This is a genomic window from uncultured Parabacteroides sp. (assembly GCF_902493135.1).
Classification (GTDB): domain Bacteria; phylum Bacteroidota; class Bacteroidia; order Bacteroidales; family Tannerellaceae; genus Parabacteroides.
On record NZ_CABUOD010000002.1, the window covers coordinates 132,952 to 150,601 of the forward strand.

Here is a 17,650-nt window from a genome sequence, read left to right on the forward strand (position 1 = left end):
AAATGGTAGAAGTAAAACATATCACCAAGTCCTTTGAAGGACGCGTTGTCCTGAATGACATCAGCGCCGTCTTCGAAACGGGAAAAACAAACCTGATTATCGGGCGAAGCGGCTCCGGGAAAACGGTTCTTATCAAAAATATTATCGGGTTGATGCGTCCGGATTCGGGAGAGATTTTGTATGACGGCCGTGACTTGACATCGATGGATAAGCACGAATTGAACATGTTGCGCCGTGAAATGGGTATGCTGTTCCAAGGATCGGCCTTGTTCGACAGCATGACGGTTTTGGAAAATGTCATGTTCCCGCTGGATATGTTCTCAAACGACACTTACAAAGACCGCCTGAAACGCGCCCAGTTCTGTCTGGATCGTGTGAACCTGTCGGAAGCCGGCCATCTCTATCCGTCCGAGATCAGCGGCGGTATGATGAAACGTGCCGCTATTGCCCGCGCCATCGCCCTGAACCCGAAATATCTGTTCTGTGACGAACCGAACTCCGGCCTGGACCCCAAGACTTCGTTGATTATCGACGACCTGATCCACGATATCACCGCCGAATACAAAATGACGACTATCATCAACACGCATGACATGAACTCCGTCATGAATATCGGTGAAAACATTATCTTCATCAAAGAAGGCGTAAAAGAATGGCAGGGTAACAGTAAGGAAGTCATCACTTCCAAGAACAAAGCACTGAACGACTTCATCTTCGCTTCCGACCTGTTCCGTAAGGTAAAAGAGGTCGAGGAAGAAGAGTTAAAAGAAGAAAAACTGAAAGCAAAGTAAAAAATTATCCGATGCCCATCGGATGAAAAAACTATGGGCATCGGATCGGAAAGGGATAGGCATCGGATTATTTACTGATGCCTATTTTTTATCTATACCTTTAAAGGGCCGGTTTCAAGCCCTCCCATTTCACATTCCACTGTCCGTTTTTAGGGAATCCGGGATTTCCTTCCGTACAACCGTCCCAACCGGCACACATCATCGCGACAACGGTAAGCAAGCCGCCATTTCCCGGCAGGTAAAGCGGAAGTCCTTCATTCTGGAAATTGTGTCCATTAGGCAGATAAGTATTTTTCTGTACACTCTTCAACAAGGCTTCCAACGCCCACTCCGGCTCATTCAAGCGGATGGCAGTCATGGCTATCAAAGGGAAATCCCATCCCCAAGTATCAGCCCAGTCCCAATTGTCCAGAACATGGCGCAACGTTTTACGCATAACTTCCTTATCCAAGTAAGCCGATGCCGGAAGGAAACCGTAAGCGGCCAATTGAGTCGGATGCCCTCCGTCTTTCTCCAATACTGATTCAGCCTCGACATAAACGCCATTGACAATAGGCCAGGGAGCCATCTGATCTGCCATCCGGTCCCAATCGGCATTCCGTTCCCGTCCCATCCTCTCTCTCCAATCATTCGCCTTTTTCAACCCCCAGCTCCAATATGCCAATTCGAAAGCAGGATTGATATTTTCACGGAAAGTTCCACTGTTTCCTTCACGGGCGGAGATGATCGGAGGTCCCAGAACATAGCATTTCCGGGAGGGATCCCAATGAGCATAATCAAACATAAACTCTGCCGTCGCATCTATCAGGTCGCCGAACCGGTTCAATGTCTCCTGTGTCGGATTTTCCCGATAAAGCAATTCCGCATAAAAAATCAGATGCGGCTGCTGCCAGACCAATAAGGGGCCGACACCGGAAGGAGCCTCCATACCGTCCGGACCGATCATCTTCGGCCAACGGACTCCCTTATATCCTTGCGTGGCAGCATAGGATTTTGCCACTTCAAAAATCTCATCGTACCAGCCTAAGGTATTCGACAAGTAGGCGGACCGTCCCCACAAAGCAAAATGAACAGAATGCCACCAATGCATCTCCAGATGGAATTTGCCATACCAGCTATTGCAGGTCAAACCCGTCTCCTGAGGCGGATACTGTTGCCGGGACTGGATAGCGGTCAAATACTGCGACAGAACGATCCGGCGTTCCAGTTCCTTCCACCGATGATCTTTACTCCCCGACAGATCGACAGCACCGCCGCTCATCCAGAAAGTTTCCCATGCCTGTCCGTTTGCCCGGACAGCAGAGGCATAATCATCGGAAGTATTCAACGTGTTTTCATCTGTAGAAAAATCGACTAACAGCGTAAACTCATCTTTACCGGAAAGTAATTCCAGGAAATAGTTATGACGGGATGTTTCTCTCAATGCAGCCTTCACGGATGTCCGTATACGGCAATAATAGACAAAATCATCCGTCTGATGTTTAATGATCCAATCGTTGTCACCGCATCGGACAATCCAGGACCGATGGCCGTCTTCCATATCCCAGACAGCCGGTTCCTTGCCAAATGCAACACTGGGAAAAGGGAAACAGATCCGTACTCCCAGCCTCTTTTCGGAAAAGAGAGGAGATTTCAAACGATAGGCCAACTCATCCTTATCGGGATGACAAAGTGTCGTGACTTCTACAGGAGAGCCTGACAGCTTAAAACGGCTTTCCAACGTTCCTTCCCAGACATTCAACTGTTGAGAAGGTTCGCTCAGTTCCCTCACAGAAAGCGTCTTTCCTTCCGCCTTCTGCAAACCGATCAAAGCCAATCCCGTTTGATGGGGATTGGCACGAAGATATTCACGACCGGGAGAAGAGCCGACCGGATAAGGGACTTTCTTGCCATAAGCATCCAGATATTTGAAGACATCAGGCAACTGATAGTTTTCCGTATTCGGAAAACGATGCCAGCCCCATTCCGACATTGTCGACAAAGGGATCCCTTCCCGGTACAATTCCGGAAAGGTTTGCATCCCCGTTATGTCGGCTGTATAGCAGAAACGCCCGTTCCCGACGGAAAAAGGGGAAAATTTGTCAATCTGCGTCTGCGTAACATTATGACGCATGACAAGCGCTTTCCGGTCTATCTTGTTACTTCCGGCCATTCCCGCACCACAACAGGCAAACAGGAAAAGAAGCATAATCAGTCTTTTTATATTCATATCCTGCTTTATTTTTGAATCTATTACATTACTGATATCCATTCCTCTTACATCTGTTCCACCGCCACCTGTATCGTTACGGGTCCCAACAGACCGGAAGGCTCCAACGCAATCTCGGATACGGCATTTCCCCTAAAGTCATTTCCCAAAACGATATTCGTTTGCGTATATTTAGTCGGGGACACCGCCATCTCATCACCCGCCACCCGGTTAAACCAAGAATTGGTCACTTCCACAACCACATCGTTTTCTCCTTCCTTCAAACCGTCTGTTATATCCACACGGAAAGGCTTTGTCCAGACAACTCCCCTGTCTTTCCCGTTAATACGGACAGAGGCAATCCCGACATCCTTTACATTTTCGAGTTGCAGGTAATACCGGTTTGCGGGATTCTTTTCAAAATTAGCAGTAAATTTCTTATTATAGACTGCTGTTCCCGAATAATATTTGATTCCTTTATCCGGATGCGTCGTCCAGTCCATTAATTCCGGGAAGACAGCAGATGACGGACCTCCCCATTCCGGATCGAAATTGACAGTCCAGGCACCATCCAACGTTTGCAAAATCTCATAATCAGGATCATTGCCGGCTTCCGTTCCTTGCTTGTTCCGACCAATCTCCTTATGGAACACCACGAACATAGAACCGTAAGGCTCCAGTGTCAAGGGAACGGTCGTCTTCTCATCTTTCTGAGTGAAAGCCCCGGCCTCACGCATCTCTCCGGTAAGGGCATCCCACAATTCCGGCTGTAGTCCCGATACACGGAAACAGGCGTCGATCTTCTGCCGTTCCGCTGTCTGATTGCTGACAAAATAAACATGAGTATCCTCGATCACATAATGGATGTAATCAAAATCCGTCTTGCTATCATTTCCTTCGACAGCGAAATCAACCGGTTGGTTTCGGGAAAGAAGATATTCCCTGGCACTTATCCCCCAAGAGACAAGCCCCTTTCCATATTGATTCTGTCCGGTTGTCCCGGTTGCCATTCCCCAAAGCAGGTCTGCCAATTCTTTGAATTCAGCACCTCCCTTCTCACCTCCGAGCAGCGATACGGCTTTCTGCGGTTTCGGACCGAGAACAGAAGCGCCTTCTTTTACCAACATTTCCAACTTCTTCAATACGGGTAACGACAAGATCCGATGATCCGGTAAAACCAACACTTTATATTTCCTGCCACCCGGAACAACGATATCTCCATCTTCGACACCTAATTTCATCAAAATGTTTTCATCCGTCACATCGTAATCAAAACCGAACATCGCACCGGGCATATCCGAATGTTTAAACGGATAGACATTCGGGACGTGATCGCCATAATAATAAAGGACATCGGCAACGAACGTTCCTTCCTGCGCCAACATCTGTACACGGTGCATGTAATCGATGAAAGGAGCCGATTTACTCCACCAGGTAACACGCGGGTTCACATGTGTACCGGCAAAATATTCCTGTCCCGGTATTCCCTGTTCCGCAGGGGAACAAGTAAAGGTATGGAAATACACCCGGTTCAGACCGGCACATATTTCATGGTCGAATGCCGATTTCTGGTCATGCCACAGTTCATCGTTCCAATGCGGGCCGATCGTCGTGAAAGACTCGGCTCCCACAATCTTCTTTCCATAAATATGGGCGGCGGAAGAGGCCTGCTTGATAAAGAAACGATCCTGCGGCCGCGGACGGTGCGGGGAGGGCGACCAGAACTCGCTCATCACAATATCACTGAAGCCATAATTCTTCATACCGTCCAACGGTCCGGCATGGGGTCCTGCCGACTCCGGTTGGATCCCCATGTTGTGCCGGTGGGCATGTTCGGCAAAGCGGGCATAATGATTCGTGGCGACCAGATGAGCTATCGTCTTGCGGAAGTCAGCCAGAAAAGCATTTGAAGTGTCGATATTATCCACGACATGCCCGGCTATAAGGGGCAAATATAATTTCAAATCGTATCCGCAATACGAACGGAACTCATCGGCAAACGTATCCGTCCAGTTCATTCCTCCGCATTCCCAGCTGTCCGTCTCCATAAATTTCAATGTCGATCCCACATGCTTTTCACCTGCCGCCAGAAGGATCGGTTCGACGATCGTGTTCCAATAATAATCGAATGCATTCCGATCCATATAATCCAGGACACTGCCTTGCCAATCCCTGCTGGAGGTCGAAACTTCGGACCGGGTACAAGTATAACCGATACGCATAATATTCCAGTCGCCTTCAGGTGCGTCCCAGCTAATCAAGCCCTTTTCATCCATCTGCCCTGTAAGGTCGACTATCCGGGCCATATCGACAAGATATACCGTTTTATCCGTTTTCTTTTCTCTGCCACGCACATTATTCTCCAATAAAAAACGGCAGTCGGGAGCAGAACCTCCTAATTCGTGAAAACCTAATTTCAGATCCAGATTACTGACCGGTTCGTCCGCTTTGTTTTCCTTATTCGATGGAAAAGCGAGGACGACGATATCCTTATAGAATCCTTTATGAATTTCAGGTTCCGCCAATTGCAAACGAAGCATTTTCCCGCCTGTCGCCTTTTGCTCGGAATAAGTCAGTTGCTTGGCTGCATACTGCGGAGTGACACACGGCCCCCCCAGGTTCCATCCACTCTGGATATTGAAACCGATTTCCAATCCTAAACGCTTGGCCTCATCCAAAGCAAAGACAAACAAATCTGTCCATTCCTCACTTCCGAAAAGCGGCCCGGCAGGGATATCCTTATTCCCCCGCTGATTATGTCCACCGGCATCAAAGATCATCGCTCCTTGGAAGTTCCGGGATTTCATCGCTTCCAAATCTTTTGTGATCGCTTCTTTTGTCACGTTTCCATTCAACCACCACCACCAGCAATTGACTCCATAGGTTCTATCCGGTTGCTGAAAATTGCTTTTCAAATAGTCATAGTCTATTTGCCATTTTCTATCCGCAAGATCCTTATCCGAACCCGTACAACTAAAGAGAAAGCCCAATAATATCGCTTCCCAACATATTGTTTTCCAACTCATCACTCACATCTATTATCTATCTTAATAATCAGACCCGCTAAAATTTTATTCATGGTCCGATTCATAAAACTTTAGCGGGTCTTAGTAAAAATCACTATGCTAACCTATTAATTCCAACCCGGATTTTGTTCCATCACTATATCCTTATTCGTATCGATTACAACCTGGGGAATCGGCCATAAATTGAAATTCTTGGTCAATGTCGTTCTCGGATCATCCCAGTAAGCGTATTTCTTAATCCGGTCTACGGCAATGGTTCCACCCATTCGCAAAAGGGTATTCCAACGACATTCTTCATACACCAGTTCACGGGCACGTTCATCCAGTATCAAGTCGACATTCACATCCGTAGCTTTCACCAGATAATCACATTGCGCACGCTTACGCAGCAAATTAATATCATCCGCCGCACCGGCATTATCCCCGGAGCGCATCTTGGCTTCTGCACGTAACAAGATGGTTTCCGGCAAACGGATCAGATACTCGTCACGAAACAAATTACTTCTGTTTTCCCCGGCATTTAAGCCTCTGTACTTATCAGTCGAGATCTTACAGGAAATGGGGAAACATTGTGTCCAAGCGCCATCTATCGCATCTTGGTTTTCACCATCCTTATAAATGACGCTCCAAGGAACGGGTACTCCATAATAAGGAGAAGAAGGCATGTTTCCTAACAAAGTTCGTCTGAGTACAGCTTCCGAATTACGAAGATCTTTCTCCCATTTACCTTCATAAACAAGGTCTCTCGTATACTTTGTCGGAGTCACCTGTACAATGCCGCGCCCCCCGACGTCCTCCAATGTCGAATTCAAATGGGCTGACATAGGATCTCTGTAAACAGGGCCAAAAGAACGGGAATACTGCAACTTTGACTGTCCATCTTCTGCTTTATAAGCATCATAGTCAATCTGGGCCACCCAAATCGCCTCTTTATTGCCTTCCTGGTAATTTTGGTTGCCTTCTTGAAACAAATCCCAATAAACATTTCCTTCTATCGGATAGCCGGCTGCCGAATATAAATGCTCCGGCGTTTGCATATCTTCCGCAGTCGCATAATAATAAACCGGATCTTCATCCGCCCTGGAGCCGAAACGTTCCGTCATCAAGCTGTAGACCTGCCCGTCGATCACGTCATTGCCATAAGTAATCGCTTTCTGATAAGCAGCAGGAGCCTCACCGCCCTTACCTTCCTCTTCCAGAGCCACCCCCTTGTCAAGATACAATTGGCAAAGATTGTGCTGGGCAGCACCTCTGACCAGACGCCCCGGAGTTCCAGTCGTCTCAGGCAAATCTTTCAAAGTGGCTTCCAACTCGTCTATAGCAAACTGATAAGTTTCAACACGGCTGCTACGCTTAAAATCATAACGCGGTGTTGTCGTAATTTCCGTCACAAGGGGAACACCTCCATACAATTCACCTAAATTACGGTAAGCAAAAGCTCTGAAAAAACGTGCCTGTGCGATCACGTAAGACTTTTCCGCATCTGAACTCCAAGATATCTGCGGAAGTTCTGCGGCATACAAGGCAAGGTTTGCTTTCGATATCAATTGATACCAATGAGAATAATTCGTATAAAAGACTTCCGAAGTCGAATTTAATATACTATAGTCATTGAAACGGTTGCTACGGCGAATCGTTGCCACATCAAACATATCCGTCCCGTTGCCTCCACGGAAGGCAAAAGCCGTGTTGCTCTCTTCAACCATACACATCATGACGCGTATGTGAGAATAGCAGCCTACCAGAACCTGGTCTACCTGTTCGGAAGTGGAAAAGACATTATCTATCGTATAAAATGTTTCAGGATCCTCTTCCAAAAACTTAGAATCATTGCAACTGCTGAACAAACCAACGCTCAGCAGACCATAAACACCATATTTTAATAAGTTCTTCATTTCTGTATTATTTTAGCCATTAGAAACTGATGTTAACACCCAAAGAGAAAGAAGTCAATACCGGATAAGTGTTTTCACTAACGGTAACACCAACTTCCGGATCTCCCCCCTGCCAATTAGTTATCGTAAACAAATTCTTTGCCGTAAAGAATACTTTCAAGTTCTGGATATTGGCTTTCTGTATCCAGGATTCACGGAACGTATATGACAAAGTCACATCTTGTAAACGTACAAACGCACGATTCTGCAAGCCCAAGAAACGACCGCCGTCACCATTAAAGGTTGCAGAAGGATATTCGTTGCTCTTATTTTCCGGAGTCCACCAAGGGATATAAATGCCATTGGTATTGAATCTACCCGAACCATTGGTCAAGTAAGCTCCTTTATTTGATTTTTGATAATACCCGCCTCCGCCGAATGTTCCGGTCAACATGAAATACAGATCCCAGTTCTTATATGAGATCGTGTTGCTCATATTCAACTTAAAGTTAGGAGTTGAATAACCCAAAATAACACGGTCGGACGATGTAATCACCCCATCACCGTCCATATCCTTATATTTAGGAATACCCGGAGTCGCTCCATTCGCCTTCATATATTCGGCATCCGATTCCTGGACTATGCCATCTTGTTGATAGCCATAGATAGCTCCTAATGGTTTACCGATAAAACGGGAATTAGAAATATCGTCATCTTCTTTACCATCACCGTCCAAATCATCTCCATACAGATGGGTTAATTTATTACGGTTCAACCAGAATGTCAAGTTCGTCATCCAATGCCAATCTTTCGTATCGATATTCACAGAACGAATCGTCAATTCCACCCCTCTATTATTTACCTGTCCCATAGAAGACTTCATGTTCTTAAAGCCGGTCATTACAGGGATATCCCTCGTGAAGATCTGATCCGTAGTCTTAGAAAAATAAAGATCCAGATCGACAAACAAACGATTACCCAACCAAGCGGATTCAAAACCGGTATTCCAGGACTCCGTTGTTTCCCAACCTAAATTGGCATTACCAAGTGCCTTCTGATTCAATCCATAAATAATATCGCTTCCTCCGAATTCATAACGGACGCCTCCGGAAGCCCCGTTGTTAATAGTAGACAATGTACCGTAAGGATCCAATCCCTGGTTACCGTTCTTACCCCAAGACAACTTCAATTTCAGATCATCCAAGAAAGAGAACGGCTCCATAAACTTTTCACCGCTCAATCTCCAAGCTCCACCGAAAGCAAAGAAATCTCCCCATTTCTGATTAGCACCGAAAACGGAAGCCCCATCGCGCCGATAAGAGCCGGTAAAGAAATAACGGTCAACGTAAGAATAAGAGACACGCCCTAAATATCCGATATTAGAACGCTGGTTATTATCCATATTGACTTTCTGTACTGTCGCTTTGTGCAAACCGTTAAGTCCCAAAGTCGTATTCCCATTTGCAGCATAATTGGAACCGGTAGTTTCTATTTTCTCATACTTTTTCCTATCGCGCGTTGCAACAGCTGTCAGATCAATCGTGTGCTTGCCAAAAGTATTTTTATAATTCAAGATATTATCGATCACCCAACTATCGGTTGTATTATTATTGACTTTCCCATTTGCACTGGTCAATAAGCTTTGGAGCGTGGCAGGGGAATAACGCGTTTCATCATCATAAGCCCCTTCCTTGACATAATATCCTTCATAATAGAAATCGCCCGACTGGTTTTTGCTTAAATTTCCAGCATAATTAAAGCGATAACTTAATCCCTCGACCCAAGGGAGCTTGACTACGGCATAAGCATTTGCACGGAAATTATTCCGAATATCCTTATTATCCCGAACTCTCCTGTCGGTATCCCATAAAGCATTCACACTTGACTGCGTATAGGGATATTTTTCCAACAATTTTTCTGATTCGTTTCTGTACATCACGCCATAAGGAGACGTTTGAGTCGCCTCACCGATGTTAGCTCCTACACCGGAATAGTCAGACTTCGTAAAAGCCGCATCCACTCCGATTTGCAACCAACTCGTAATATCCGTATTAATTTTTGCCAAAGCCGTAATTCTATTGTAATCATCACCTATGACCACTCCTTGGTTATCAGAATAGGCAGCAGACAAATAGTAGTTCATTTTTTCACCGGCCCCCGAAACAGATACCTGGTAATCCTGTACCCAGCCTGTACGGGTTGACGCATCCAGCCAATTAGTTTCCCGGCCTGCTTCCTTATTGGCCAGTTCTTGAGGTTTCAACCAGCTCAAATCCGTACTGTTATTTCGCGCCATAACAGATTCAAGCCATTGTTCGCCTTTCATCAGTTCAGGTTTATTCTGCCAGGTTTGCATACTACCTGTTGCATTAAAGGTGATGACCGGTTTTCCTGTTTTTCCTCTTTTAGTCGTTATAATAATCACTCCATTTGCCGAACGGGAACCATAGGCCGCTGCAGATGTTGCATCTTTCAATATATCGTACGAAGCAATATCGTTCGGATTTATATCGTTGATACTCCCCATAAAGATCACTCCGTCCACCACAATCAACGGATCGTTCGATCCGGAAATAGACTTTTGTCCACGCATCTGCATGCTCGGCTCCCCACCGGCAGAATTAGTCGCGCCGATATCCAGACCTGAGACATTTCCTTTTAGAGATTCCAATGCATTCAAATTCGGAGACAGGGCAATCGGAGAATTCTCCAATTTAACGGAACTGACGGAACCTGTGAAATCTTTTCTTTTTGTCGTTCCATAACCAATAACGATGACTTCATCCAATGTCTCCATATCTTCCTTCAATAATACATCCAACGTATTGTTCTTTCCTACCGGAATTTCCTGCGTAATGTATCCGATATAGGAAACAACCAGAATACTGTTCGAACTCACTTCAAGCGAATATTGTCCATCGATATCCGTAATCGTTCCATTTGTTGTTCCCTTCTCAACAATATTAGCCCCAATCACCGGTTCACCGCTTTGGTCCTTAATGATACCGGTAATCTTCCGGGTATTTTGTTGTGTCGACGAAGAAACATAACCGGGGGCAGATAATACAATTTGATTGTTTTCTTTAATTATATAAGTGATCTGTGCCTGTTGCTTTATCTGTTCCAACACCTCCCGGATATTTTTTCCTTGGGCGGAAACCGAAATCTTTGTATTCAGACCGGATAGATTGTCATTATAGAAAAATCGATAATCACTTACTTTTTCAATTTCGCGAATCACCTCGCGAGTGGATTTGTTTTGCATGGATAAGGATATCTGTGCAGAAAGTATAGTGCCCGAAACAAGGCAAAAACTTCCAATTGTGATTCCTTTCCGTAATAATTGCTTTAAGGTATTCATTTTTTTTAGAGTTCTTCATTAATTAGTAATAAATTAATCAGGTAACTTTGTTTCTGAAATCAAGTGGTGAGAAGCGATGATTTCAAATTAGCAAAATTACATTGCATAGATCTCAGGTGTGTCTATTCTTAATAGATGCACCTGTGTTTTTATACTTCCTTCCCCATAGGCATTCTGTTCATGTTAATATTCCATTCTATTATTTTCTCTCCTCTATAATAATCTCGCCACCAACCTTTTTGTACATAATCGGTGCCGTAAGACTAATCAATTCAATCACATTTTCCAGACTATTATTTTTGATAACTCCGGAAAAACGATAACGCCTTACCTTTTCAGAAGCGAACCGTACTTTCACATTGTATAAACGATCCAACATTACGGCTACTTCTTCCATTGTTTCTCCTTTAAAAACAAGCTCATTATCTTTCCACATCCGAGCGTAGGCTGCAAGGTCATCGGATACAATCATTCTGCGTGAAGACTTATCAAAACTCAAACTCTCATCAGGTTTCAAAATGACTTCATCTTTTCCTACCGATGTACGGACTTTCCCTTCAAAAAGGGTTGTTGTCAGCTCTCTATCCTCCTGATAGGCTCGCACATTGAAAGTTGTGCCTAACGCCTCGACCTCCATTTCTCCGGCTTTCACTATAAATCGCGAAGTGGAATCTTTTGCTACTTCAAAATAGCCTTCTCCAGACAACACAACCTGACGATTCCCTTTCCCGTAATTACCATTATAACTCAATTCCGTATGAGAATTCAACCAGACTCTTGTTCCATCCGGCAATATGACGCTGGCCCGTTGTCCTTTATCGACCAAAACCTTATAGGTCTGCGATGAATAATTTTCCGTTTTATCCGCCCAATTCATATATAGATGACCAAAAGTCGTTAAGATTAAAAGGAACACAACAGCTGCGGCATACGGCAACCACTGAAGAAACGATCGCTTTCGAACTGATTTTTGTTCCTTCTTCCTCTCTCTTCCTGCATGTATCCGGCTCTGAATATTCCGGAACATCCGATTCTGAATTTCGGCCGGAAGTTCTTTTCCCCCTGCCTCCGCCCAAGATTGGCGATAATGTTGAAACAATAACTCACGGGCTTCAGGTTGTTTGAACCATGCCCACAACTCATGTTCCTGTTCAGCAGGAAGTTCACCACGCACAAAGCGATTCAGCAACTCGATGTATATATCTTTTCTTTCCATCCTCTATATTGTATATCCTACATAAGGAGAAATCACTTACAAAGGCATTTATATTTAACACTGATTAACCAAATAACAAAAAAGGAGTATCCACCTTTTATCCGAAGGCAGTTTAGATCGTAAATATTGAAAAGAGCGATAAAGCTGTGTCTCTACCGTTTTTTCTGAAATGGATAATTTATGGGCTATCTCTTTATTGGAAAGTTGTTCGAAACGGCTTAAACGAAATATTTCTCTTCGGGCAGGAGGCAGGTTTTCAATTAAAAGTTCAATATATTCAAGAAGGGAATTCGTATCGTGTCGTTCCTCTTCTCTTGAATCATCACTTAGATCAATATTCTCAACATGCAACGTTGCATGTTGAGACAGACGGAATTCCGTCTCCTTAAAAACAAAATGCCGGGCAATCGTAAACAGGTAAGCCGTGATCCCTAACTCAAGCTCTATTTGTTCGCGCTTTTCCCAAATTTTCAGAAAGACATTCTGCGTCAAATCTTCTGCAAGAGATTTATCAAACAATAAAGAGTTGATGAAGTTATAAACTTGAGGGCTGTAAGTCCAATACAAATCCTCAAAAGCTTTTTCTTCACCAGCTTTCAAACGTTTCAATAAATCTTCATTGACTCTCATCTTATGTCGTTTTTTATAAATTCGCATTAGACAAATTTACCCAAGTATATAACAATAAACTATATACTTGGGTAATCTTATTCAGAAGAGACCATCTTCTTCCTCTACAAAAATTGCGACAATCAATATCCGAACAACTCTTCCTGCGTCAGCTTCTGGATCGGACCATATTGTGACAGGCCTTTCAGATCGAGATCCTTTTCATCGCCTAATACACAATAGATATAGGTACGCCCTTTTACCCATTTTTCCTGGAATGCCTTGATTTCGGGCAATGTCATTGTCTGCGCCTTCTCGAACAGTTCTTTACGGCTGTCCGTGTTCAGACCTAAATCCTGAGCATTCAGATAAGACCAAAGAACGTCCGATTTGGTAATACGCTCCGTACGCAAACGGGTGATAAGAGCGTCTTTAGCCAAATTGAACGCTTTTTCTGATTCCGGCATATTATTGATAATTTCGTCGAAAGCCTTCAGGGCATCGATCATCTTATCGTTCTGAGTCGCGATAAACGTACGGTAGACATACGGATATTTCAGTTTGGACGGAGTAATCAGGAAAGCACCTGCGGAATAAGCCAAGCCACGCGATTCACGCATTTCCTGGAATACGATCGCGTTCATTCCGCCACCGAAGTATTCGTTATACATGTCCAATGTAGGCTGGATAGCCGGATCGAACTTTTCGCCCCGGTTAGAGACTGCCGAGAAATAAATCTGTTTAGCATCGTACTGTGCAAGCAGGACTTTATTTTCAGGAGTTTCCTGCTGACTGAACTCGATGGCTGCCGGAACCGGTTGCAGCTGGTCGGGAACATTATGATATTGTTTGATGATATCCAGAACGGCCTGCGGTTTTTCCGGACCATAATACAAGATCTTATGATCGAATGAGTTGATCTTATGAATGCGGTCCACCAGTTCCTGCGGGTCCATCTGCTGCAACTCGGCAGTTGTCAGCACATTTGTGGCAGGAGACTTCGGGCCCCAGATAGCATACTGGATCAGCTTGTTGAAATTCTGTCCCTGATTCAATTTGGCATCAACCCGTTTCTTCAGGATATCACCGGCAAGATTCCCATAAGCTTCTTTATTAACCTGTGCATCGGCCAGGATTTCCTCAAACAGAGCCATTGCTTTCGGCATATTTTCCTTTAGGCCTTCCAGCATCACATACGTGCGGTCCGAACCGGGGAATACGTTGAAGTAACAAGCCAGTTTGTAGAACTCCTCATTGATTTCCTTCAAGCTCATTTTAGATGTACCCAAATACTTCATATATTCGAAAGCGGTACCCATTGCCTTATCGTTATTCGTACCCATATCGAATACATACATCAGAGAGAAGAGATCATTGGAAGTATTCTCCTTGTACAATACCGGGATATTGGATTGGGCAGTCAGTTTTTGCAAATCCTTACCATAATCCAGGAATACCGGTTCGATCGGAGCCACTTGTGAAGCCTGTATTTCTTTCAGGAACATACTTGAGCTGTCGCGATTCATCACGATCGGAGTGATTTTAGGTTTGTCGATCTTCTTTTCGTTCGGATCTTTGCCTTGTTTCTTATAGATAAGCGCATAGTTGTCACCGAAATACTTGTTGGCAAAATCGACGATCTGCTGTTTCGTCACTTTGCTCATGCGATCTAACGAAGCGACTTCATCTTTCCAATCGACACCGTCGATGAAAGAAGAGACAAACATATCGGCACGGCCGTCGTTACGATCCATCCGGTACATTTGCATCAGTTTATAGTTATTGATCGCAGCCTCCAACAAACCTTCGTCAAACTCCCCTTTCTTCAGTTTCTCGATTTCAGCCAGGAAAAGATCTTTCACTTCATCCAATGTCTGTCCCTGCTTCGGGCGGCCGTTAATAACAAAAGCATTGTAATCAGACATTCCGTATGTTCCGGCATAGCAGCTCAGCACTTTCTGTTGCTGGACCAAATCGACATCCAATAAACCGGCTTTACCGTTATTGATAATATCGCCTGTCAGGTTCAGCAAATCCTGGTCAGGAGAAGCAGCCCCAGGAAAACGCCAACCCAATGTCACGTTTTCGGCATCGACTCCCAACACTTCTTTGACAACCGGCGCCTTAATCGGAGACTCATGCGTCACCGGCAACTTCGGCAGGTTGGGGTTCGGTTTCAAGTGACCGAAATATTTATTGATCGTCCCGATCATCTGGTCCGGATCGAAATCTCCGGACAGACAGATTGCCATATTGTTAGGGACATACCAGGTTTTATGGTAGTTCTTGATATTCGTGATAGACGGGTTCTTCAGATTTTCCTGTGTTCCGAGGACAGTCTGCGTCCCATAAGGATGATCGGGGAAAAGAGCGGTCAGGACAGCTTCATACACTTTACGCCCATCACTGGTAAGAGACATGTTCTTTTCTTCATACACAGTCTCAAGTTCCGTATGGAAACCACGGATTACATTGTTTTCAAAACGGTCCGCCTGTATCTTTGCCCAGTTGTCGATCTGGTTGGAAGGAATATCTTCCACATAGACCGTCTGGTCAAAACCGGTGTATGCATTCGTTCCGGTCGCACCGATAGCAGACATCAGTTTATCGTATTCGTTCGGAATTGCCAACTTCGAAGCCTCATAGGACACACTGTCTATCTGATGATAAATAGCCTGGCGTTCCGCCTCATCGGTAGTCTTACGATACACTTCAAAAAGCTGTTCGATCTGATCGAGCATCGGTTTTTCCTGTTCGTAATTCTGCGTGCCGAACTGCTGAGTCCCTTTAAACATCAAGTGTTCAAAATAGTGCGCCAGACCGGTCGTTTCGGCGGGATCGTTCTTACCACCCACGCGAACGGCGATATACGTTTGAATACGCGGGGTCTCTTTATTCACAGTCATATACACTTTCAAGCCGTTATCCAGAGTATAGATACGGGCTTTCAGAGGATCGTTCGGGACCGACTCGTATTTGAACGGGGAAGTCTCTGCACATGCGGTAGCCAAAAGGAGAAGAAAGGCTAACTGAAGAAACTGAATCGTTTTACGCATAAATTTTAGATTTAGATAATTACAAGCATCAAATATATGAAATTTAAAATAAAAATAGCTCCCGCCCGAAAAAAAACGGAACAAGAACCGATTTTTTTCAGACGGGAGCTAATATAGGTTCGTACAAACGGTTATATTAAAGACCGAATGCTTCCTTTACCTTATCGACATAATCCAGTTTTTCCCAAGTAAACAGTTCCACTTCGCAGATGGTCGGTTCCGGATTGTAACGAGAAGTAAATGTTTTCGTCACAACCTGTGGTTTACGTCCCATGTGGCCGTAAGATGCAGTTTCCAGATAGATCGGGTTACGCAATTTCAGACGTTCTTCGATTGCTTTCGGACGCATGTCGAACAGGTTCCAGATCTTTTCTGCTATCTCTCCATCCGTCATTTTCACATTGGCACGGCCGAACGTATTGACAAAAATATTCATCGGTTTAGCGACACCGATCGCATACGATACCTGTACCAACATTTCATCAGCTACACCGGCGGCTACCAGATTCTTCGCGATATGGCGAGCGGCATAAGCGGCAGAACGGTCTACCTTCGAAGGATCTTTTCCTGAGAACGCACCACCGCCGTGAGCGCCTTTGCCACCGTATGTATCGACGATGATCTTACGGCCTGTCAGACCGGTATCGCCGTGAGGACCGCCGATCACGAACTTCCCGGTCGGATTCACATGATAGATGATATCCTCATTGAACAAAGCCTGGACATGAGCCGGATACTGGGCTTTCACACGCGGGATCAGTATGCACTTCACATCCTCGGCGATCTTTTTCTGCATAGCCAGATCCGCTTCTTCCTGTGTGATACCTTTTGCCGTGATAAATTCATCATGTTGTGTAGAAACAACAATCGTATCGATGCGCAACGGTTTTCCGTTATCATCATATTCAATCGTCACCTGGCTCTTTGCATCCGGACGGAGGTAAGGCATCAGGTCGTTTTCATTCTTGCGTATCTCGGCAAGCTCCCACAACAGGCTGTGTGAAAGATCCAAAGCCAGAGGCATATAGTTTTCTGTCTCGTTAGTGGCATAACCGAACATCATACCCTGGTCGCCCGCACCCTGGTTATAGGGATCTTCGCGCTCGACACCACGGTTAATGTCGCCACTCTGTTCATGGATAGAAGAGAATACGCCACATGATTTCGCTTCAAACTGGTATTCGCTTTTCGTATAACCAATTTTTTCGATCACGTTACGGGCAACATCCTGTACATCCACGTAAGCACTTGATTTTACTTCTCCAGCCAAGACAACCTGTCCGGTTGTAACAAGGGTTTCGCAAGCAACTTTAGAGTTCTTGTCATAAGCCAGGAACTCATCCAGCAAAGCATCCGATATCTGATCGGCTACTTTATCGGGGTGCCCTTCGGACACCGATTCGGAGGTGAATAAATAACTCATCGTTTTTTTAATTGAAAATTGAAAATTGAGAGTTGAGAATTAAAAGGCGTAAACCCGATAAAGTCAACAGACAATTTACAATTGACGGTTAATAAATCAAATAAAT

At 44.8% G+C, this 17,650-nt stretch carries 9 protein-coding genes; 1 reads left to right on the plus strand and 8 read right to left on the minus strand.

Annotation, left to right across the window (positions count from 1 at the left end; all coding sequences use genetic code 11):
• Positions 1–2 precede the first annotated feature (2 nt).
• Positions 3–791 carry an ABC transporter ATP-binding protein gene (locus RDN79_RS01680; RefSeq protein ID WP_298550360.1) on the plus strand — a complete coding sequence of 263 codons (789 nt, stop codon included), beginning with the start codon at positions 3–5 and terminating at the stop codon, positions 789–791.
• A 100-nt stretch (positions 792–891) separates the two neighbouring features.
• On the opposite strand, the gene RDN79_RS01685 is transcribed toward RDN79_RS01680, so the two are convergent.
• The 8 genes from RDN79_RS01685 to metK all read right to left on the minus strand — a co-directional run bounded on the left by RDN79_RS01685 (position 892) and on the right by metK (position 17,544).
• Complete coding sequence (locus RDN79_RS01685) at positions 892–3,000, minus strand: hypothetical protein (protein WP_298550358.1); 2,109 nt, start codon at positions 2,998–3,000, stop codon at positions 892–894.
• Between the two features lie 47 nt (positions 3,001–3,047).
• Positions 3,048–6,005, minus strand: coding sequence for a glycosyl hydrolase (locus RDN79_RS01690; protein ID WP_298550356.1), 2,958 nt, complete (start codon positions 6,003–6,005; stop codon positions 3,048–3,050).
• Positions 6,006–6,112: 107 nt separating this feature from the next.
• Positions 6,113–7,900 carry a RagB/SusD family nutrient uptake outer membrane protein gene (locus RDN79_RS01695; RefSeq protein ID WP_298550354.1) on the minus strand — a complete coding sequence of 596 codons (1,788 nt, stop codon included), beginning with the start codon at positions 7,898–7,900 and terminating at the stop codon, positions 6,113–6,115.
• A gap of 19 nt (positions 7,901–7,919) precedes the next feature.
• Positions 7,920–11,144: a TonB-dependent receptor gene (locus tag RDN79_RS01700; protein ID WP_298550352.1), complete on the minus strand. Its 3,225-nt coding sequence runs from the start codon at positions 11,142–11,144 to the stop codon at positions 7,920–7,922.
• Between the two features lie 295 nt (positions 11,145–11,439).
• Positions 11,440–12,456, minus strand: coding sequence for a FecR family protein (locus RDN79_RS01705; RefSeq protein WP_298550351.1), 1,017 nt, complete (start codon positions 12,454–12,456; stop codon positions 11,440–11,442).
• Positions 12,457–12,510: 54 nt separating this feature from the next.
• Positions 12,511–13,086: an RNA polymerase sigma factor gene (locus RDN79_RS01710; RefSeq protein ID WP_298550349.1), complete on the minus strand. Its 576-nt coding sequence runs from the start codon at positions 13,084–13,086 to the stop codon at positions 12,511–12,513.
• Between the two features lie 122 nt (positions 13,087–13,208).
• Entirely contained in the window at positions 13,209–16,121 is a 2,913-nt protein-coding gene (locus RDN79_RS01715; protein ID WP_298550346.1) for a pitrilysin family protein, read from the minus strand.
• A 136-nt stretch (positions 16,122–16,257) separates the two neighbouring features.
• A complete protein-coding gene (gene metK / locus RDN79_RS01720) occupies positions 16,258–17,544 on the minus strand; it encodes a methionine adenosyltransferase (RefSeq protein ID WP_298550344.1) in 1,287 nt (428 codons plus the stop codon).
• Positions 17,545–17,650: the final 106 nt, after the last annotated feature.

Bases quoted from the DNA above. Each gene is read 5' to 3' on its own strand.
- RDN79_RS01710 (WP_298550349.1), bottom strand. From the start codon at position 13,086: ATGAGAGTCAATGAAGATTTATTGAAACGTTTGAAAGCTGGTGAAGAA.
- RDN79_RS01715 (WP_298550346.1), bottom strand. From the start codon at position 16,121: ATGCGTAAAACGATTCAGTTTCTTCAGTTAGCCTTTCTTCTCCTTTTG.
- RDN79_RS01680 (WP_298550360.1), top strand. From the start codon at position 3: ATGGTAGAAGTAAAACATATCACCAAGTCCTTTGAAGGACGCGTTGTC.
- RDN79_RS01685 (WP_298550358.1), bottom strand. From the start codon at position 3,000: ATGAATATAAAAAGACTGATTATGCTTCTTTTCCTGTTTGCCTGTTGT.
- RDN79_RS01695 (WP_298550354.1), bottom strand. From the start codon at position 7,900: ATGAAGAACTTATTAAAATATGGTGTTTATGGTCTGCTGAGCGTTGGT.
- RDN79_RS01705 (WP_298550351.1), bottom strand. From the start codon at position 12,456: ATGGAAAGAAAAGATATATACATCGAGTTGCTGAATCGCTTTGTGCGT.
- metK (WP_298550344.1), bottom strand. From the start codon at position 17,544: ATGAGTTATTTATTCACCTCCGAATCGGTGTCCGAAGGGCACCCCGAT.
- RDN79_RS01700 (WP_298550352.1), bottom strand. From the start codon at position 11,144: ATGCAAAACAAATCCACTCGCGAGGTGATTCGCGAAATTGAAAAAGTA.
- RDN79_RS01690 (WP_298550356.1), bottom strand. From the start codon at position 6,005: ATGAGTTGGAAAACAATATGTTGGGAAGCGATATTATTGGGCTTTCTC.